The organism is Pseudomonas sp. Pse1 (genome assembly GCF_024519635.1).
Lineage (GTDB): Bacteria > Pseudomonadota > Gammaproteobacteria > Pseudomonadales > Pseudomonadaceae > Aquipseudomonas.
Genome location: NZ_JALJRO010000036.1, coordinates 1 through 19405, shown reverse-complemented (window position 1 = coordinate 19405; position 19405 = coordinate 1). Strand labels below are relative to the sequence as shown.

The window sequence follows — 19405 nt, the reverse complement described above, 5'->3', positions numbered from 1 at the left end:
GCAGGTGTGGCAAGGGCATGCCTTCCAATAAAGAGTTCGGACACCGGGATGATAGATGGACCTGGACGATTGTGCCGAGCATTGATTGCGCGAACAAACCCTTTGCAGGGGGCGGAAAAAAGCGGATTTTAGAGAGAGAGCGGACAAAACGGTTTACGCTGTGTAGAATCGATTTACGCATATAAGAATAAGCGCTTCTGTCTGCAGAAGACGTACCCGCAAAGCCTTGGGTCGACAATGAAGATATTTGGGTTCCAATTGATCTACGGTGATTTTCTTGCCCGCAGTGTGCGGGGAATCTCCTGCGCGCCACCGGCTGTCCTCAGCATTGCCTGTTACTGACGAATCGTTAATTACAACAGCATGATGAGGCTTCAACCATGGCAGATTTATACGAAAACCCAATGGGCCTGATGGGCTTCGAGTTCATCGAATTCGCATCGCCAACCCCGAACACCCTGGAGCCGATCTTCGAGATCATGGGCTTCACCAAGGTCGCGACCCACCGTTCGAAGAACGTGCACCTGTATCGCCAGGGCGCGATCAACCTGATCCTCAACAACGAACCCCACAGCGTCGCCTCGTACTTTGCCGCCGAACACGGTCCGTCCGTGTGTGGCATGGCGTTCCGCGTCAAGGACTCGCAAAAGGCCTACAACCGCGCGCTGGAACTCGGCGCCCAGCCGATCCATATCGAGACCGGCCCGATGGAACTGAATCTGCCGGCCATCAAGGGCATCGGCGGTGCGCCGCTGTACCTGATCGACCGTTTTGGCGAGGGCAGCTCGATCTATGACATCGACTTCGTGTTCATCGAAGGCGTGGATCGCAATCCTGTGGGTGCCGGCCTGAAAATCATCGACCACCTGACCCACAACGTCTATCGCGGTCGCATGGCTTATTGGGCGAACTTCTACGAGAAGCTGTTCAACTTCCGCGAGATCCGTTACTTCGACATCAAGGGCGAGTACACCGGCCTGACCTCCAAGGCCATGACTGCGCCGGACGGCATGATCCGCATCCCGTTGAACGAAGAGTCGTCCAAGGGCGCCGGGCAGATCGAAGAGTTCCTGATGCAGTTCAACGGCGAAGGCATCCAGCACGTGGCGTTCCTGTCCGATGACCTGGTCAAGACCTGGGACCATCTGAAAAGCATCGGCATGCGCTTCATGACCGCGCCGCCGGAGACCTACTACGAAATGCTCGAAGGCCGCCTGCCGAACCATGGCGAGCCGGTGGGTGAACTGCAGGCCCGCGGCATTCTGCTCGACGGTTCCTCCGAGGCCGGCGACAAGCGCCTGCTGCTACAGATCTTCTCGGAAACCCTGATGGGCCCGGTGTTCTTCGAATTCATCCAGCGCAAAGGCGATGATGGCTTCGGCGAAGGCAACTTCAAGGCGCTGTTCGAGTCGATCGAGCGGGATCAGGTGCGTCGTGGGGTGTTGACGACCGAGTAACACGAGGTGGTGTAGGAGCCGGCTTGCCGGCGAAGGCGATATACCTGCCGCACCGATGCGGATGGTTCGCTGGCAAGCCAGCTCCTACATAAGCCAGCTTCTACAGTTGGTCCTACACAGCCCTGCGCTGTCGCGCCAGATGCTTGGCGCCCTCGAACACCAGCACCAATACCGCCAGCCAGATCGGCAGGTAGGTCAGCCATTCCTCGGCCTTGATGCTCTCACCCAGCAACAGGGCCACCCCCAGCAGCAACACCGGTTCGACATAGCTGAGCAGCCCGAACAGGCTGAATGGCAGCAGGCGGCTGGCGATGATGTAGACTACCAGCGCCGACGCACTGATCAGGCCCAGCACAGGGATCAACAGTGACAACCATGGGTATTGCTCGAACACGCCGAAGCCTTGCTCCCCGCTGTGTACCATCCAGAATGCCACCGGCAGCAGCAGTGTCATGTCCAGCCACAGGCCGCCAAGGTTGTCGGTTGCCAGGCGTCGACGCAGCACGAAATAGGCCGGGTAACCCAAGGCAACCACCAGGGTCGCCCAGGAAAAACTGCCCACCTGGTACAACTCGTTGATCACGCCTAAAGTCGCCAGGCAAGCGGCGACTTTCTGCAGATAGGACAGATGCTCACCATAGACCATGCGCCCGGTCAGGATCATGGTCAGCGGCAGCAGGAAATACCCCAGTGACACATCCAGGCTATACCCGTTGAGCGGCGCCCACATAAATAGCCAGAGCTGCGCGCCGAGCAGCGCCGACGACAGCATCAGGCCCACCAGCAACAGTGGCTTGGCGACCACCCGGCGCAGTGGATCGACCACCCGTTTCCATTCGCCGGACACCAGCATGTACAGGGACATGCACGGCATCGTCAGGAGCATGCGCCAGCCGAAGATTTCCTCGCCATCGAGCGGCGTCAACAGCGATGTGTAGAAATACATGACGGCGAACAGCACCGACGCAAACACCGATAGAGCAATACCTTTAGACACGCGGTCCTCGCGACAGCCGGGGAGAGGTTACTGGAGGCGCCAAGCATAGGCGATAGCGCCTCAGCGGGCCATCCGCCCGGAGACAAAATGGCTGACGTCGTTGAAACCCGGCGTCGAGGCATGCCCCGGCGTGACCAGTGAATCGACGAAGGCCTCGTCCTCGGCACTGATCTTCACTTCTCGCGCCTTGATGTAAGTGTCCCAGTGCGCTTCGGTGCGTGGTCCGACGATGGCCGAAGTCACCGCCGCGTTGTTCAGTACCCAGGCAATCGCGAACTCCACCAGGCCGACCCCACGTTGTTGGGTGTAGTGCTGCAACTGTTGGGCGATGCGCAGGGACTCGGTGCGCCATTCGGTTTCAAGGATGCGCTTGTCCTGGCGCCCGGCGCGGCTGTTGGCATCCGGGGCGACATCGGGGGCGTACTTGCCGCTGAGCACGCCACGGGCCAGCGGGCTGTAGGGCACTACACCGAGGCCATAGGCATGGGCGGCGGTGATCTGTTCGGATTCGGCCTGGCGGTTGACGATGTTGTACAGCGGCTGGCTGATCACCGGCTGGTCCACACCGAGGCGCTCGGCCACCCGAATCACTTCACTGATGCGCCAGCCGCGATAATTGGACAGGCCCCAATAGCGGATCTTGCCTTGGCGAATCAGCTCACCGATGGCTGCGACCGTGACCTCCAACGGGGTGTTGTGGTCCTCGCGGTGCAGGTAATAGATGTCCAGGTAATCGGTATCCAGACGGGTCAGGCTGGCATCGATCGCGTTGAAGATGTGCTTGCGGTTAAGGCCGGCGCGATTGGGTACGCCGTCCACCGGGCCGAAGCCGACTTTCGAGGCCAGCACCCACTCATGGCGATTGCCGGCGATGGCCTCGCCGACAATCTCTTCGGAGCGGCCATGGGTATAGACGTCGGCGGTGTCGATGAAATTGACGCCCTGGTCCCAGGCCTTGTCGATGATCCGCAGCGAATCTTCGGTGCTGGTCTGCTCACCGAACATCATGCTGCCCAGGGTCAGGGTGGACACCTGCAAGCCGGAACGACCCAGTGTGCGGTAGCTCATGACGAATTCCTTTTGCCGGAGGGAAAGGCTCAATCAGATACCAGAAGGGGCGGTGTGGGCAACTGCAATTGAGGGATCAAATATTCTGTCCGTCACGTCCCCCCCCTGTAGGAGCGTTCCTGCTCGCGATAGCGGTGTGTCAGTCACCACCTCTGTGACTGAACTGGCGCATCGCTGGCAAGCCAGCTCCCACAGTTGGAAGTTGGCAAGCCACAGGGTGAATCAGTTGAGGAATGTGCAGCTCAGACGCGCAATGTCCGAGTCATGCGCAACGCCAGCAAGCTACCGCCGACAATCACCGCCGCCAGCACATACAGCGCGGCATCGGTGGAGCCGCTGGCGTCCTTGACGAAACCCACCAGGTACGGGCTGAGGAAGCCGGCCATCTGGCCCATGGAGTTGATCAGCGCCAGGCCACCGGCGGCGGCACCGGCGCTGAGCAGGGCGGTCGGCACCGGCCAGAACATCGGCAGACCGGTGAGGGCGCCCATGGTGGCGATGGTCAGGCCGAGGATGGCGATGGCCGGGTTGCCGGCGAAGTTCACCGCGATCAGCAGCCCCAGCGCACCCATCAGCATCGGCACCACCAAATGCCAGCGACGTTCCTGGCGCAGGTCGGCGGAGCGTCCCACCAGCACCATGAACACCGCCGCCAGCAGGTACGGAATTGCACTCAGCCAGCCGATCACCAGGTTGTCGGAGAAACCCAGGTTCTTGATGATCGACGGCAGCCAGAAGTTGATCGCGTAGACCCCGCTCTGGATGCAGAAATAGATCAGGCCGAATGCCCAGATCGCCGGATTCTTGAACACCGCCAGCAGCGAGTCGGTGGCCGTCTTCGGCTTGTTGGCGCGATCAATCGCCTGGTCGGCTTCGAGTACCGCACGCTCGTGGGGCTTGAGCCATTTGGCGCTGTCGAAATTGTCGCTGAGCAGGAAGTACGCCAGCGCGCCGAGGATCACCGTCGGAATGCCTTGCAGCAGGAACATCCACTGCCAGCCCGCGAGGCCGCCCTGGCCGGCGGCGAAGTGGTTGAGGATCCAGCCGGAAAACGGGCTGCCGAGCAGACCCGAAACCGGGATCGCCGACATGAACAGGGCCATGATCCGACCGCGGCGGAACGACGGAAACCACTGCGAGAGGTACAGCACCACACCGGGGAAGAACCCGGCTTCGGCGGCACCGGTGAACAAGCGCAGGGTGTAGAAACCGGTGGGCGTGGTGACAAACAGCAGGCAGGTGGACAGCGTGCCCCAAGTGATCATCATCAGCGCGATCCAGCGTCGCGGACCGAAGCGGGTCAGCGCCAGATTGCTCGGCACGCCACACAACACGTAGCCGATAAAGAAAATCCCGGCCCCGAGGCCGTATACGGTTTCGCTGAATTTCAGTGCATCGAGCATCTGCAACTTGGCAAAGCCAACGTTCACTCGGTCAAGGTAGTTGAACAGGTAGCAGATGAATATGAAGGGGATCAGGCGCAGGGTGACGCGCTTGTAGACGGCGTTTTTATCGTCGTCGGTGGCCAGGGTGGCAGCGGCGCTGTGTGACATGGCGGGTCTCTCTTTATTATGATTTTTTGCGGCGCGCGGGTAACGTGACCGCCAGAAGAGTTTCGGTCAGCCCATGGCGGAAGTCTTTGTGCCGGAGCACAGCGATAATGCCAACCGCCTGTGCGGGTGAACAATCCATTACCCAGGTTTTCCAGGAATACACCCCATGTTCGAACTAGATCACGACCTGGCCCAGGATATCGTCGACCGGGCGATGGCCATTCTGCCCTACAACGTCAATGTCATGGACAGCCAAGGGCTGATCCTCGGCAGTGGTGAGCCGGAGCGGGTCAACACTCGCCACGAAGGCGCGCAACTGGTGCTGGCCAACAGCCGCGTGGTGGAGATCGACGTGCCCACCGCCGCCCATCTCAAAGGTGTTCAGCCGGGGATTAATCTGCCGCTGTTGCTCGATCAGCGACTGATCGGCGTTCTGGGTATTACCGGCGATCCGGAGCAGCTGCGCACCTATGCCGAACTGGTGCGCATGACCGCCGAAATGCTGGTGGGCCAGCGCAACCAGCAAGCCGAACAGCAGTGGCGCCGCCAGCGTTGCGATGACCTGCTGGCACTGCTGCTCAGTGATGCAGGGGAGTCGCCGCGCTTGATTGACGAAGCGCAGCAGATGGGCCTCAAACCGCACCTTGCGCGTACCCCGTACCTGTTCGAACTGGGCATAGAGCACGGCAATGGCCAGACCGCAGAGGCGCTGAGTGCCTGGCTGATTTCGCGCTACCCCGACAGCTGGTGCGTGAGTTCATCGAAGACCTCACTGTTGTGGTGCCGCCCCACCAGCCACAGCGTGGACAACCCGCGCCTGCTGGAAAAACTCGACGGCCTCGGTTGGAACATCCTGCGTGTCGCGGTCGGCGGTCAGGCCGATGGGCTGGCGGGCTTGCGTCGTTGTTACCGGCGAGTCGGCGACTTGCTGGCCTACGGTCGCGACGTGCTGCCGCGCTCGCGCCTGCTGACCCTCAATCGCTATCGACTGCCGGTGATGCTCTGGCGGCATCGCAACGACGATGCCCTCGACGAATTGCTCAACCCATTGCGCAAGGTAATGGCCAAGGACAGCAACGGCCAGTTACTCGCGACTCTGCGCAGTTGGTGCGAACACGACGGCCAGAGCCAGGCCTGTGCCGATGCCCTGGGTATTCACCGCAACAGCCTGCGCTATCGCATGGAGCGCATCGCCGAACTCAGCGGCGTCGACCCGCTGCGCCTGGACGGGATGCTGGCGTTGTACCTGGGAGTGCAGTTGTTGCCAGAGCCAGAATCACCGCTGTAACCCTTGTAGGAGCCGGCTTGCCGGTGAAGGCTTTGGTTTTGGTGATGCACGGCTTGGATTGTTTTCGCGGGCAAGCCAGTTCCGGCAAGGGGATGCAAGAGGTCAATGTCATCCCCGGACTTTGTAAAAATGAACAATAAACCCACTCGACACTTGTGCAGCCGACCGGCGTCAGCTGGCAGGGCAACTGGCAGGATGTTCGGCATAACAACCGGAGAAAGCCCATGAAGATCGTCATCGCCCCCGACTCGTTCAAGGACAGCCTGAGTGCCCAAGCCGTGGCCGATGCCATCGCCGAAGGGCTGGGAGAGGTCTGGCCGCAGGCGCAGTTGGTCAAATGCCCGATGGCCGATGGTGGGGAAGGGACGGTTGAAGCAGTGCTGGCGGCTTGCAAGGGCCAACTGCGCCACACCCAGGTGAGTGGGCCGCTGGGCAGCGCCGTCACGGCCGCGTGGGGCTGGCTGCCGGAAAGCCACACGGCAATCATCGAAATGGCCGAAGCCAGCGGCCTGCAATTGGTTCCACTGGCGCAACGTGATGCCTGCATCAGCAGCACCTACGGTACCGGGCAATTGATCCACGCGGCGCTGGACGCCGGTGCGCAACGGGTGATCCTCGCCATCGGCGGCAGCGCCACCAATGACGGCGGCGCGGGGGCGATGCAGGCTTTGGGTGTCGGGCTGTTTGATGCCCAGGACCAACCACTGCGGCGCGGTGGCCTGGCCCTGCAAGACCTGGCGCGAATCGACCTCAGCGACCTCGATCCCCGCCTGGCCGAGGTCCGTTTCGAGATCGCCGCCGACGTCAACAATCCACTTTGCGGCCCCCACGGCGCCTCGGCGATTTTCGGCCCGCAGAAAGGCGCTTCGGCGCAGCAGGTCGAGCAACTGGATCGCGCCCTGGGCCACTTCGCCGATCACACCGCACAAGCCCTCGGCAAGGACCTGCGCGACGAGCCGGGGAGCGGCGCGGCGGGGGGGCTGGGGTTTGCTGCCAAGGCGTTCCTCGGTGCGCAGTTCCGGGCCGGGGTCGAGGTGGTGGGCGAACTGGTGGGCCTGGCCGACGCCGTTGTGGGTGCCGACCTGGTGATCACCGGCGAAGGTCGCTTCGATGCCCAGACCCTGCGCGGCAAAACGCCCTTTGGTGTGGCGCAGGTTGCCCGGCGACAGGGTGTGCCGGTGATCGTCCTCGCTGGCACGTTGGGTGAGGGCTATCAGGCATTGTATGAACATGGCATTAATGCGGCATTTGCCCTGGCAAATGGACCTATGACCCTGGAACAGGCCTGTGCCCAGGCGCCGCGCCTGCTGCGAGAACGTGCAAGCGACCTCGCGCGGGTCTGGCAGGTGTCCAGGCGCTGAATCGACAACCACGTGGGGCTGATCCAACCGCGTCGGATGCCTCAACATCCCTGCTGTTTTCGAGCCGATTGGTAAGGACTGTATAAGTAGCCACCTGTCAACTTTGACAGTTTCGCTCGCATTTGCGCCGGTGCTAAATGTCTCCAGAGACAGATGGGTCACCGGCTGATGAAATCGTTGTTCTCCGGCCAGGCTGCCCAGTGACTTCAATGGCCATGGCATCACCCATGGCTTAATGGGTGTGATCGGAGATTATGCAAATGGCGAGTAACCGTGAACGAGAGGCGTCCAGCAGTGCCTATCTGAAAATGCGCAGCGACTATCGCGCCAGTCTTGCCGAGAAACCGCTCGAGCTGGATGCCGCTGACTTTGTTGACTCTGCGACAAAGAAGATCCTGAACGGTCCAAGGCTCGTGGCCAATCAGAAGCTGACAGTGAAAGTGCCCCGGTGGACAGGCATACCTGCACCAACTTTCTCGGACGTCGTGACACTGTTGTTGGATAAGGACGATGGTGCGGGATTTGTCGAAGTCGGCACGCACACCTTTACCAGGCAGTCGGGAAAGCCTGACTTTGACGAAGTTTTCCCCTATGCGATGGACATCCGGATCGGCGATTTGCCTCGGGACGCGAACTGTGCGCTCAAATACCGAATTGACTACTACAACGATTCGGAGGACGAGAGCACTCCCCAGGAGTTCCTCTGCGACCACGTGAAGCCCTATAACGGCGAGCCACCAGCGGCATTGACGCTGGATAGCGATTTACTGGATGACAGCAACCTTCCCGTCGGCGGTCAGCTCACGCTGACTATTCCTCCTGGCTACTCAGGTGGTACCCCCAAGTACGACTGGAAAGCAGGTGATGTGGTCGCCATTTACCTGGTGGATGCCAACAACATCCCACCTGATCTCAGCCTGGTGACGCCTTTGCATTTCGGCGCCATTTCCGACCCGGGGACAACGGGTGCAGTGCTGCAGGTCGATGCTGACAAGGTTCGCGCGTTAGGCGACCTGGAGGGGGTTTTTCTTTATGTGATCAGAGATAAATCGCTTAACGACAGTGTGGTCTCGCTGTGGACGAAAGTCAGTATGACCCTCGGTCCGTTGCCAACCCCACTGGATCCGCCTGAAGTACCACAGGCCGATCCCGGTCCGCTGTTGGTCGAGCATGCCCTGGATGGGGTCAGCGTCTGGATCAACCGCAATCCAGCCTTCAAGTCCGGTGATGTGGTCGAACTGACATGGGGCAGCACCGAGGTCTGGAAAGATTTTGTGATTCCCATCAATGCCAATCCGAAGATTGAAATTCCGGTAGCGCCTACGCGGATTATGCTCACGGAGTACGGGCAAAGTACGAAGGGTGAGAAAGATACGGCCGTCAGCTACCGGGTGTTTCGCAAAGGACGGCCATTTGGTCCGGCAAACGCGACAATCAAAGTCAACTTCGAGGTAGCCATTCCCTGGCTGCCCTGGCCGCCCGAGGAGGATTGGCCAATCCCGTCCCACCCGGAACTGCTGAAAGGTGAGGTGCAAAATCACGACAAAACCAAGATCAATAAACTGGAGCGCGACGACAAGAACCAGAAGGCGTTTTTTACCTTCGAATGGTACAAAGAGGCGATCAATGGCCATGTCGTCGACTTCTACTGGAATGGTCAACGCATCGTCGAAGCTCAGCTCACCTTCGACGATACGGCGGCGCCAGGTGGTCCTGGTCATGCACCCGGTGACGAGGTGACGGTCGAAGTGCCCTGGGAGTACATCAAGGCAGGGGGGAACAGTCTGACAATCCCCGTGGGCTATTCAATCTCCGCGCCCGGTCTGGAAAATGATCTGTTTTCGGAGATTACCGAGGTCGATGTCAATGCGATCGCCGTAGAGCTGCCCCCTGCGAGTTTCCCTTCCGTCACAGGCAGTTTTCCCAACTGTAATTCGCTTGAGCCCAATGGCGACTTGCGGGTCAAGATACCGGACCTCAGCGCGCTGCTTAAGGTTGGCGACAAAATCCGTGCGGTGTTCACGCCCATGAAAGGTGAGGACGGTCCTGAAGACCCCATTAGCGGAGCGGAGTATGACGAAGAGTTCGAACTCGTAGCGGGCAACATCACCGGTTTCGAATTTCTGGTGACACCTTACGATGACCATATCAAGCCGCTCTACGACGAAACCTCAGCGACCAACCGAAGAGGGCGGATGAAAATCCAGTACTTCTTCAATGATGGAAGCGAGGACGTGCCTTCGGAGTCCCTCACTCGCTTGACGGCCTTTCATGATGGCTCTGCCTCGTGCCCCATTCCAAGGCCCTAGTGCATTGTCGACCGGGAATGTGGGGTTACTTACCCAGGTTCCTGGTGGGTGGCCCATTGGCTGAGAGGTAGGAAGTGTTACTTCCTGCCTCGTTGTCAGGCGAATTCTTTTTAAGGAAAGGATTAGTCCTACATCCACCCCGCAAAATAAAACTTAGGATCGGCGCCTTTTGCGACTCCTTGCGGTAGGAAAAGCACTTTTGCCGCAATGGGTCGCACGTTCATGCTTTCAATCCAGGAGCTCTAAATGCCTACAGATCCGACCTTCGCCATGACCCCGCTAGCGCGTCTGCTCAAGCTCGCGACGCTCACGCCACTGCTGTTGATCAGCCCATGCGTTCTGGCACAAGTAGTTGATAACAGGGCATTGACTATCGACGCCACTGCTCCCGCGAAAGAGGACTACCTGGTACGAAACGCTGGCAGCCTGACGGCCAACGGTGCCAGAACCGCGCAGATTCGTGCGCAAACGGGGTCGAGCCTGCAGCTCAATAACACCCAGGTTACTGCGTTGGGGAGCGCCAATGGCGTCGATCTGTCCGCCAGTGAAGCAACGATCAGCAACAAGAGCACCGTGGTGAGCACCACCACGGGCTTGCGTCTGGCCCATACGCCGCTTGGAGGCTCGAAAGCGACCGTCAATGATAGCCAGATTACGGGTGGCGCAGTGGGGGCCAGTGTCAGCGCACAAAGCCAATTGATCCTTGAGAACCAGTCCAGGGTGACCGGCAGTAATGCCGACGGCGTCGGGGTTCGGAGTTTCGGTGGCAGTATTTCAGCCACCGAAAGCAGCATTACCGGCGGGCTGAACGGTATCTTCCTGTTCGCCGACCAGGCACTGCCGGCCGACAATGCCCTGGTGCTCGACAAGTCCCATGTCGAAGGCATCACCGGTTCGGCCATCGTGGTCGATGGCCAGACCCAGACCAACACCGAACAGGTCAATATTCAGGTCAACAACGGTTCCACGCTCAAGGGCGGCAACGGCACTCTATTAGAGGTTATCAACGGCTCATCGGCCAATTTCAATGTTGATAACAGTCATCTGGTGGGCGACGTGATTGTGGCCGATGGCGCCAGCGCCAATGTCGCCCTTGACCACTCCGCGACGTTGACCGGGCGCCTGGAAAATGTGCAGAACCTGTCGATCAGCAATGAGGCCCGCTGGGTGATGGTCGGTGACGGTCAGGTGCAGAACCTGACGTTGAACGGCGGCGGCGTGCAGTTCGGTAATCCGGGCCAGTATTTCAACCTGTCGGTGGAAACGCTCTCGGGCGAGGGCGGTACGTTCCATATGCACAACGACTTCACCACGGGCCAGGTCGACACCTTGACCGTCACAGGCAATGCCAGCGGCAACCATGTGATTGCGCTCGATAGCCAGGGCACAGAGCCGGTGGGTGCGGGGTCGACCTCGGTGGTCCATATCGGTTCGGGCGACGCAACCTTCGCCCTCAAGGACGGTGCCGTGGACCTCGGTGCCTTTTCCTACGACCTGATCAAGCAGGGCGACAACGACTGGGTGCTCAATTCCGCCAGCCGCGTCATCAGCCCGGGCACGCAATCGGTCATGGCCCTGTTTGATGCCTCGACCACGGTCTGGTACGGCGAACTCAGCACCTTGCGCACTCGCATGGGCGAAGTGCGCATGGATCAAGGCAAGGCCGGCGGCTGGATCAGGGCCTATGGCAACAAGTACAACGTCAGCGAAAGCTCCGGCGTGGCCTACAAACAAACCCAGCAAGGCCTGTCGTTCGGCGCCGACGCGCCGCTGCCGGTGGGGGATGGGCAATGGTTGTTCGGTGTGCTGGGCGGCTACAGCAAGTCTGACCTGGACCTCAGCCGGGGCACCACGGGCGAAGTCGACAGCTACTCCCTGGGCCTATACACCACCTGGCTCGATGCACAAAGTGGCTACTACTTCGATGGTGTCCTGAAGTACAACCGCTTCCAGAACGAGTCTGACGTGCGACTCAGTGACGGCAAAAAAGCCAAGGGCGACTACGACACCAACGGTATCGGAGCGTCACTGGAGTTTGGTCGGCATATCAAGCTGGCGAACGATTACTTTGTCGAGCCCTTCGCGCAGATGAACGCGGTGAGTATCGATGGAGCAAGTTACACCCTGGATAACGGCCTTTCCGCCAAAGGTGACCGGGTGCATTCGTTGCTGGGTAAAGTCGGTGCAACGGTGGGACGTAACTTTGTATTGGGTGAAGGAAAAGTCGTGCAGCCGTATCTGCGCACGGCCTATGTCCATGAATTCGCCACAGACAGCGACGTCGAGGTCAACACCAATCGCTTCAACTCCGATCTTTCCGGATCCCGCGGTGAGCTGGGGGCGGGTATTGCCATGAAAGTGACGGACCGTGTAGCGATTCATGCTGACTTCGATTACAGCAACGGCGACAAGATCGAACAGCCATGGGGTGCCAACGTGGGTGTGCGTTACAGCTGGTAATTGCATCACGTGCTGCTGCCCGTCATGGACGATGGGCCTGTCACCGGTTCAACGTTCTTTTGTCGCTTGAGTGGGACACATGCGCGGTCTCCTTCAGGCTTTATCCGAGGAGTCTTGTTCATGGTCACGCTCAACGATACGCCGCGCTCTTTTAACCCCACGGCACCCAAGCCTGAGGTGAAAGAGTTGCTGCCTGATGTTCCATCTGGCCAGCCCGGCTTGTTACCGGAGGCGGCGACTCGTGCCGACCTGAAGGTCTGGTTCACTGTCCCTCAGTATTCCGATCCGGCCATGGCCGAGGAAAAGGTAGAACTGTTCGTTGACGGTCAAGACGTCGCGATAACGACCCGGTATTGGAATGCACCGATTACTGATTCCGATCGTTATCTGCTGTTGTCGAGCGATTGGTTGCGCAAGAATGACGGGGAGCATCGACTTCACTACAAGACAACGATCTACAACGGCGTAGAAAACCAATCCTTTGATCTGACGATCACGCTCGACACCCGCGCGCCTGTACTGGCGACTGCCAGCACACCGATTCTCCCTTCCGAAGTTATCCCGCCCAATGAGTTAACGGCGTATTACCTTGAAGACGAAGACAAGGTATGGGTAGAAATTCCCCGTTACGACAAACCTGAAGTGGGTGACATCATCACTTGGTATTGGGATCGGAGCGCCTCCGGAACGACGAAAGGCGGGACCTGGGAACTGACCGCACTGGACTTGGACAAGCCCTTATCCTTTTATGTTGACGGCGACTGGATCCGTCTTCAGCAGGATGGCGATCGTTTCATCTGGTACACCGTGGCGGATCGGGCAGGCAACCCTCCGAATGGGCAATCTGCAGTCCAACCGTTATTTGTCAAGGCACAACCCATCCCCCGAAATTTACCGCCACCGAAAGTGGTTGAAACTGGCGCTACAGGCTGGCCGAGCAGTGGCACGTTGAACCCCGTCAATGCGGTCAATGGCGTCAAGGTGATTCTTAACCCGGCGTCGGTCATCTATCCCGATGAAGTGCCTCAGGTACGCTGGGGCAAAGAAGGAGAGCTGGGGTATTACCTCGCCGATCCGATCGAGGAAGGTGTCTGGGAGTATCAAATTCCCAAAGCTTACATGGCCCCACATTTCGGCAAAGTGGTGCCGGTGGTTTATCAGTTCAAGGATAAAAAAGGCGAGTTGCACGAGTCGGCCGCGTTCACGCTGACGGTCAGTCAGTATCCAAGAGACAGGCTTGCAGCTCCTCAGTGTGCAGAGGGCTCACCTTTGAGCATGGCCTTGGTGCCATCCGAGGGCGCCAGCATCACTATGATCGCGTGGCCGTTTATCGCGGCAGGTCAACAGCTGATCATCAGGGTCGAGGGTCGGGAAGACGCCACCGGAGACCTCATCAATCAGATGGTATTGGATCGGCACGTGGTCACCGCTGGACAAGTCTCGACCGGAATCATCAAGGGGCAGGCGTTGGTAACAAAGGCATTTCTGCAGAAAATCAGGCTCAACACAAATCTGGTCGTCAAAGCTTACGTCAGTTACGACAACGGCCAGACCTGGAATGGCAGCAGCGCGCCCAATCCGAATACCCAGCATTTCCCCTGGCTGTCGCCAAGGCTGATTGCCTGACGTGGAAAAGGCGCAAGCCCCGGTCGGGGCTTGCGCGGACATTACTGATAGGTGACGGTAAATGCCAGGGAGCCTTTGGCCGCGCCGGCACCGATATCGACTCGATCGGCGGTCTGATAAAAACGGGCCGTAAAAGGAAGTACGGTCGTACCCGTAGGGTTGATGGCTATCAGGGGAACTTCAGTGCCAAGGGCGACAGGGGTGATTGCATCGTCGCGCAGGATCTGAATGCCCAGGCCCTTCGCCGTCGAGCCTGTCCCCAGGGTGAACACTCCATCACTGCCATCCGTCACCGGCACCGAGCCATTGGCCCCGTCGAGGCGAATGTGAGCCGTGGCGACGTTGCCGCCACTGGGGTCCCCCTCACAATCGCTCAGGGTGATAGTGAAAGGCTTGGGCGAGGTGGTGAAGCCAATGTGGGTAAAGTCCGTAGTCGGCCAGGTTCCCAACTGCACGGGGTCGGCACTGACCGGATTGGCAAGCGCCGTGCACTGCGACTGAATGACGGTGCCGCGGACATCGTAGTTGAACACCGTATTGAGCCCCGTCAGGCTTCCGCTGAACAAGCGGGTGCTGAAACTTTGCGGTCCAGGCAGGATCGGTCCGGTCTTGACCAGCGTCAAGTAGTTGTACAGCGACGCCAGGGGGATGGCAGTGAAAATCTGGTGATTGGCCTCTGCGGCGAACGGGACGACAGGCGCGCCAATGGGCCGAAACGAGTTCTCAGGGCCGCCCTCGAACGGAAATCCAAGCCGGACTCTGGCGCCAATGCCGTTGTTGATCCCGGTGTTCATCACCTTGCCATTGATGTCCTCGCCATTGAGCGGTGGCAACGTACCGGGAAAAATGGGTGCAATGGGTGTTGCCTCAAACCTCAAGCGCGCATTGCCATCGTTGAAGCAAGTGATCGACAAGCCTTCGCTATTGTTGGTGAAGAAAAACTTGTCGAAGGTTCCGATCAGGCTCCCCGGCCGTGAGTCTCGAGGCACGTAGACATTGCCCACGTTGACACTGAATGTCATCAGGCCGGGCGCTGATCCCCAATGACAGCCGTTAACGTTTCCGGGCGCTGCTACAGCCGTTTGCGTCATGACGCCGACAGCCAGCGCCGTCAGCGCGGTGAGATGTCGTACCGTCGCATTCATGTTCTGTTTCCTGGATAGGAGGGGAATGTGGCTTTCATTCATTTAAATGCACGTCACTTGCTGCAGGCGATATCCCTGAGCCTCATCCATGGTCTGCGGGTCAATGTTGAGCTGGCAGGATTGCTCGACCTCATCGCCCCAGCGCACATCGAGTCGTTGCGGCTCGGCACTGGTGGCAAGCATGAACTGGCCTGCCTGTCCGACAACTCCGATCGTTTCGCCCTCACTGTTGCTGATGTGGGCTCCAAACGGCAGTGGAAGGCCGCCGGTGGTGTGCCCGGTGATGAGCAAGCGCTGGATTTTGCGTGCGTCGAAGCGGGTCTTGACCACTGCGCCTCGACGCGGCACCACCTGGCTGGTGCCATTGTCGATTTCAATTTCGGGGCCCAATTGGTCCGTTTCAAGCTCGATCCGGTTGACTCGATAGGGCCTCAGGTAAGGCACTAACGCATAGCCGCGTTCATTGGTCCGCACTCCGGAGGCGTTGGCGATACCCACGCCGGCAATACCGGGCACTTCGACCAGTCCGGCCGTTTCACCCAGGTACGGCCCCAATTCGAGCCCGTCCGAGTGCAGCAACAACGCGCCGCTGGCGTTCAAAGAAACGCTGCGGTAATCGTTGCCTTGAGTCACGCCCGCGCCAAGACTTCCCTGGGGAATCTGGTAGCCGACGGCCAGGGACGCGGATTGCTGATGCAGATCGTCCCTGGCCAGTGACGCCCGGTAATTCAGTTGGCTGTCATCGGCGGTGCCGCTCAGGCTGGCGCGCTGACTGAACGTATTGGCGCTTTTTTGCAGATCAAAGGTGGCTGTACTGGAACGCCCGAAATCCACCGGCATCGACACACTCAAGCCCATTTGCCGATCACTGCTACCGTTGCGGTCGCTGAGTGACTGACTGGCGAACAGGTTGTAGCTGATGCCTTGATGATGGGTGTTGAAGTTGAATTGAAACTGACGACGTTCATAGTCGCTGCGCCAGTAGTCTTCCTGGGACAGCGTCAGGTTCAGCGAACTTTGCTTGCCGATATTCTGGAAAACCGAAGCCTCCAGACGGCTGCGGCGGCTACCGTGATAGGCCGAGTCGCGACTGCGCTGCCGCACGGCTTCGTCGAAGTCGCGATAGCCTTCGGTGGAATAGCGATAACCGGCAAAGCGCAGATTGGTCCGGCTCTGAAACGCCTTTCCATACTTGATTGCATAGCTCATGCCTTGCGTCGAGGACGCGTCAGAGGTATCGACCTCGGCGGCGGAGTGGGTGACGTCGAAGGACAGCGCGCCGATCGCTCCCAGGTCCTTGCCAATACCGGCGTTGCCGGCACGGTAGAAGTCACTGGCCATCAAGCCGCCGTACAGCGTCGAGCCCCAATCGGTTCCCAGTGCCAGGGTACCTTGCCAAAGCAGCGGCTCCTCAAGGTTTGATGCGGTGTAGTAGCGCCCGACACTGGCGCTGTAGCGCCAGGTTCCTTCGCGTAGCAGGTTGCCGAGTGTGGCGTAGGGTTGAGTAAAGCGACGGACCTGGCCATCGGCTTCGGTCAGCACGATCTCCAACTCGCCACTGCCGCCGGCGGTACTCAGGTCGTCGATCTCATAAGGGCCGGCACTGACGTAGGTGGAGTAGATCGGATAGCCGTTCTGCAGAATCTCCAGTTTGGCCCGGCTCAGCGCCACGCCGCGGATGACAGGCGCATAGCCCTGCAGCACATCGGGCAGCATGCCCTGGTCGGAACGCAGGACCACGCCCTTGAGTGGCAAGACTTTGAACGCGTCACCCGGCGTGGAGGTTTCACCCAGGGTCAGGTTGGCGTTCATCCCAGGCAGGTCCCGTTGGGCGTAGGCGTAGGCCCTGCTCCAGCTGCGCTCTCCGTATTCATCCTGGCGCAGACTCTGATTGCTGCGCAAACGCCAGGGGCCCAGATTCAGACCGCTGTTGAGGTACAGGTCCTGACTGCTGGTGCTGCCAGAATGATTGCTGGAGCCCTGCTGGGCCGACGCCTGATAATTGACGAAGGCCGCGTTAATCCCGTAATCCCAGTGCTCGGGGTCTATCTGGCCGAGCATGTCGCGGCGCATGACGATTTGCGGAATGGAAACATCGAGGCGCAATGCACTGCCATCCAGTTCGGTTTTGGCGCTGGGAATCAGGCCAGCCAGATCGACGCAAGTCTGTTGCAACGATATCGGCTCGGCCAGGCTTTCTAGGCGAACCCCGAACTCTTCCAGCAATGATGCCGACAGGCAAGGCAAGAGCCGCTCTCCATCGGGGCTTGCTTCGAACTGAAGTTCCCGGTGCCCGAAAAATCGGGAATTGACTTGAATGTCGACCCAATAGCGACCGGGCCCCACGTCTGGTCGGTTGGCCAGCGCCGCCAAAGCCAGTGCTCCTGCATCAGCGGCATGATCCGGGCTCTGACGCATGAAGCTGGCCTGGAATTCGTTGTTTGAATTCGCTTTGGCGAGCCTGATTTCCAGCAGCGCCGTGCTGCTGCCGAGAACGATCAGCGGGACAAAACGCAGGCGGCCGGCCGCCAGCCGATGTCCGGTTAAAAAAGTCATAAACGAAATCCTGACAAGGTAGGCAGTGAGCAGCTTCCTAAGGGGTCAGCTGGATCGGCAGGCGCAGTGGCGCGCTGTAACCGCCGTAGTCATTGATCGCGGAGAATTCCACGTGCAGGCCTGGACCGGCCTTGACGCCATTGAGGGTGTAGTGCTGGCTGGCAAATGGCTCGACCATGGGGGCGCTGGCCAGTTTTTGCTGCTGGCCATTGCCACTGACATCCAGACGACTGAAGGAAACGTGGAACGGAGTCGGGTTATGCACCTCGAGTTGCGCCTGGCCATTAACCTGACGGATTGACCATTGCAGATCCTTGAGGCGAGGGATCGGGTTGCCCTTGAGCTGCGTCGGTCGATAGAACAGTTTGATGCGAGTGCGCAGGGCGATGTTCAGGACATTGCCTTCGCTGGCGACGGCCTGAGGGATCTCCTGCACATTGAAATAGAACACTGACTCCCGATCCGTCGGGAGCGTATTGGGCAGTCCGTTGATCTGCACTTGCTGCTGCTTGCCGGGGTTCAGCCGAAACAAGGGCGGGGAGGGAATGAACGGCACGGCCGTGGTCGTATCGTCGGCTGCGGTGTTGACCCAGGTTTGTACGGCGAATGCCTTGTCGCTGGGGTTGGCGACAATGACGGACACACTGCGTTTGTCGCTGTCGAACACCACTCGGGTCGCACTGATGGTCAGGGCCGCGTGGCTGGAGGGTATATGGGCCGTCAGCATGAAAAAAGTGAGGCAGGCGCCCAAGGCTGGTCGGCAAGCGACAGCCTGTTTGATAGAGCCGAACATGAGAGAAGTACCTTTGGAATCCTGGGTGTGGAACGACCACCCAAGCGTGTTCAACGTGCTGCCGCCTGCACGTTCCAGGCGCTGTGCAGGCGGCAGCCAGGGCTATCAGTTCACGGCAACGCTGAACTGGATGTCTGCCGAGGCGACACCAGCGGTCACGGCTGCGGTCAGCGAGCGATAGGAGGCATTGAACCGCAGGTCGGTCGGGCGGTCGAAGGCGATCGGGTAATCGGCGCTTTCCACGCCGGAGGACAGCAGGGCACCTTTGGCGTCCCGCAGCGCGATGGCGACATTCTTGGCGCCATCCTGGTTCGGTGTGACCGAGAAGTAGAGTCCGCTGGCATCGGTAGGGCCGGTAAAGGTCACTTTCGCGACGTTGGGATTGGTTGGGTCCAGCGTGCAGCCGCTGCCACCCTTGACGCGCAGGACAAAACCTTTGCCCCCCAGTTCCTGACCGACAGCAGTGAAACGGCTGGCCTCAACCCCGACCATTTTCACCAGGTTGCCGATGGAGCCGTCACCAGGGTTGACCACGTCGATCGGGCAAGTGCTGTTGGTGATCATGCCCTCGAAGTTGATCAACCCTGGGTTTGCGAATGCCTGAGTGCCAGCGAAGCTGGCTGCCAGACCCAGGGAAAGAGCCAGTAGAGATTTTTTCATGTCGATAATTCTTTTATTAATAAACGTTAACCGGCCTACAGGCGCGAGACGTTGCCGGGTGGCGTTGCAATGGAGGGGGATTGGCGTTGCGTGTCTCGGCGGGGGGGTTCTAGGGAGGGGGGGGAGCGGGGG

Annotated in this window: 13 protein-coding genes; 6 read left to right on the top strand and 7 right to left on the bottom strand. The window is 59.6% G+C overall.

Annotation, left to right across the window (positions count from 1 at the left end; genetic code table 11):
• Positions 1-380: 380 nt before the first annotated feature.
• On the top strand, positions 381-1457 hold the full coding sequence (hppD, locus tag NR126_RS27830) for a 4-hydroxyphenylpyruvate dioxygenase (RefSeq protein WP_027620729.1): 1077 nt from the start codon (positions 381-383) through the stop codon (positions 1455-1457).
• A gap of 112 nt (positions 1458-1569) precedes the next feature.
• Here hppD and rarD read toward each other — a convergent pair whose 3' ends face one another.
• The 3 genes from rarD to NR126_RS27815 form a co-directional block, all read right to left on the bottom strand.
• Entirely contained in the window at positions 1570-2454 is an 885-nt protein-coding gene (rarD, locus tag NR126_RS27825) for an EamA family transporter RarD (protein ID WP_256832436.1), read from the bottom strand.
• A gap of 60 nt (positions 2455-2514) precedes the next feature.
• On the bottom strand, positions 2515-3522 hold the full coding sequence (locus NR126_RS27820; protein WP_027620731.1) for an aldo/keto reductase: 1008 nt from the start codon (positions 3520-3522) through the stop codon (positions 2515-2517).
• Between the two features lie 242 nt (positions 3523-3764).
• Positions 3765-5075 (bottom strand): MFS transporter, encoded by a 1311-nt coding sequence (locus NR126_RS27815; protein ID WP_027620732.1) that lies wholly within the window; start codon positions 5073-5075, stop codon positions 3765-3767.
• A gap of 166 nt (positions 5076-5241) precedes the next feature.
• On the opposite strand from NR126_RS27815, the gene NR126_RS27810 reads away from it, so the two are divergent.
• The 5 genes from NR126_RS27810 (at position 5242) to NR126_RS27790 (ending at position 14119) form a co-directional block, all read left to right on the top strand.
• Entirely contained in the window at positions 5242-6363 is a 1122-nt protein-coding gene (locus NR126_RS27810; RefSeq protein ID WP_027620733.1) for a sugar diacid recognition domain-containing protein, read from the top strand.
• Between the two features lie 224 nt (positions 6364-6587).
• The gene (locus tag NR126_RS27805; RefSeq protein ID WP_256832435.1) at positions 6588-7724 is read left to right on the top strand and encodes a glycerate kinase; all 1137 of its coding nucleotides are present in this window, start codon (positions 6588-6590) and stop codon (positions 7722-7724) included.
• 260 nt (positions 7725-7984) lie between these two features.
• Positions 7985-10033 carry a hypothetical protein gene (locus tag NR126_RS27800; RefSeq protein WP_256832434.1) on the top strand — a complete coding sequence of 683 codons (2049 nt, stop codon included), beginning with the start codon at positions 7985-7987 and terminating at the stop codon, positions 10031-10033.
• Positions 10034-10279: 246 nt separating this feature from the next.
• Complete coding sequence (locus NR126_RS27795) at positions 10280-12493, top strand: autotransporter outer membrane beta-barrel domain-containing protein (RefSeq protein WP_256832433.1); 2214 nt, start codon at positions 10280-10282, stop codon at positions 12491-12493.
• Between the two features lie 120 nt (positions 12494-12613).
• Positions 12614-14119: a hypothetical protein gene (locus NR126_RS27790; RefSeq protein WP_256832432.1), complete on the top strand. Its 1506-nt coding sequence runs from the start codon at positions 12614-12616 to the stop codon at positions 14117-14119.
• A 41-nt stretch (positions 14120-14160) separates the two neighbouring features.
• Here NR126_RS27790 and NR126_RS27785 read toward each other — a convergent pair whose 3' ends face one another.
• From NR126_RS27785 to NR126_RS27770, 4 genes are all read right to left on the bottom strand, one after another.
• Entirely contained in the window at positions 14161-15264 is a 1104-nt protein-coding gene (locus tag NR126_RS27785) for a fimbrial protein (RefSeq protein ID WP_158261856.1), read from the bottom strand.
• Positions 15265-15306: 42 nt separating this feature from the next.
• On the bottom strand, positions 15307-17820 hold the full coding sequence (locus tag NR126_RS27780) for a fimbria/pilus outer membrane usher protein (RefSeq protein WP_256832431.1): 2514 nt from the start codon (positions 17818-17820) through the stop codon (positions 15307-15309).
• 37 nt (positions 17821-17857) lie between these two features.
• On the bottom strand, positions 17858-18613 hold the full coding sequence (locus NR126_RS27775; protein WP_256832430.1) for a molecular chaperone: 756 nt from the start codon (positions 18611-18613) through the stop codon (positions 17858-17860).
• A 105-nt stretch (positions 18614-18718) separates the two neighbouring features.
• Positions 18719-19273 (bottom strand): fimbrial protein, encoded by a 555-nt coding sequence (locus tag NR126_RS27770; protein ID WP_105755831.1) that lies wholly within the window; start codon positions 19271-19273, stop codon positions 18719-18721.
• Positions 19274-19405 lie beyond the last annotated feature (132 nt).

Excerpts from the sequence above, each read along its gene's own strand:
- hppD (WP_027620729.1), top strand. The coding sequence starts at position 381 with ATGGCAGATTTATACGAAAACCCAATGGGCCTGATGGGCTTCGAGTTC.
- NR126_RS27820 (WP_027620731.1), bottom strand. The coding sequence starts at position 3,522 with ATGAGCTACCGCACACTGGGTCGTTCCGGCTTGCAGGTGTCCACCCTG.
- NR126_RS27815 (WP_027620732.1), bottom strand. The coding sequence starts at position 5,075 with ATGTCACACAGCGCCGCTGCCACCCTGGCCACCGACGACGATAAAAAC.
- NR126_RS27810 (WP_027620733.1), top strand. The coding sequence starts at position 5,242 with ATGTTCGAACTAGATCACGACCTGGCCCAGGATATCGTCGACCGGGCG.
- NR126_RS27805 (WP_256832435.1), top strand. The coding sequence starts at position 6,588 with ATGAAGATCGTCATCGCCCCCGACTCGTTCAAGGACAGCCTGAGTGCC.
- NR126_RS27800 (WP_256832434.1), top strand. The coding sequence starts at position 7,985 with ATGGCGAGTAACCGTGAACGAGAGGCGTCCAGCAGTGCCTATCTGAAA.
- NR126_RS27795 (WP_256832433.1), top strand. The coding sequence starts at position 10,280 with ATGCCTACAGATCCGACCTTCGCCATGACCCCGCTAGCGCGTCTGCTC.
- NR126_RS27790 (WP_256832432.1), top strand. The coding sequence starts at position 12,614 with ATGGTCACGCTCAACGATACGCCGCGCTCTTTTAACCCCACGGCACCC.
- NR126_RS27785 (WP_158261856.1), bottom strand. The coding sequence starts at position 15,264 with ATGAATGCGACGGTACGACATCTCACCGCGCTGACGGCGCTGGCTGTC.
- NR126_RS27780 (WP_256832431.1), bottom strand. The coding sequence starts at position 17,820 with ATGACTTTTTTAACCGGACATCGGCTGGCGGCCGGCCGCCTGCGTTTT.
- NR126_RS27775 (WP_256832430.1), bottom strand. The coding sequence starts at position 18,613 with ATGTTCGGCTCTATCAAACAGGCTGTCGCTTGCCGACCAGCCTTGGGC.
- NR126_RS27770 (WP_105755831.1), bottom strand. The coding sequence starts at position 19,273 with ATGAAAAAATCTCTACTGGCTCTTTCCCTGGGTCTGGCAGCCAGCTTC.